Source organism: Arhodomonas sp. KWT (genome assembly GCF_010993615.1).
Window position 1 is genome coordinate 1 of sequence record NZ_WNXE01001134.1, and the last position, 518, is coordinate 518.

The following is a 518-nucleotide window of genomic DNA, read 5'->3' on the forward strand; positions in this document are numbered from 1 at the left end:
TCCGGGTAGTCGCGCTGGTAGCGCTGCAGGTTCTCCACCCGCGCGCCGCGCCAGCCGTAGATGGACTGGTCGTCGTCGCCGACGACGAACACGTCCGCGTCCTCGGCGGCGATCAGGCGCAGCCAGTCGTACTGGATGCCGTTGGTGTCCTGGAACTCATCGATGAGCACATGGCGGAAGCGGCGCCGGTAGTGATCGAGCAGCTCCGGGTGGGCACGCCACATCTCGCAGCAGCGCAGCAGCAGCTCCGGAAAGTCCACCACGCCGGCGGACCGGCAGGCCGCGTCGTAGGCACCGTAGAGCTCGACCAGGGTGGCGGTATAGGCGTCGTCGGTGTCGAGCTCACCGGCACGCCGGCCCTCGTCCTTGCGGGCATTGATGTAGCCCTGGACCTGGCGCACCGGATAGCGCTTGTCGTCGACGCCGGCGTCACGCATCACACGCTTGACCAGCCGGCGCTGGTCCTCGCTGTCGAGGATCTGGAAGCCCTTGGGCAGGCCGGCCTCCTCGGCGTGCAG

The 518-nt window shown here is 68.7% G+C and carries 1 protein-coding gene; it reads right to left on the bottom strand.

Annotated features, from left to right (window positions below; translation table 11 throughout):
* On the bottom strand, positions 1–518 hold a 518-nt coding region (locus G7A99_RS24565), incomplete at both ends, for a UvrD-helicase domain-containing protein (RefSeq protein ID WP_163144691.1).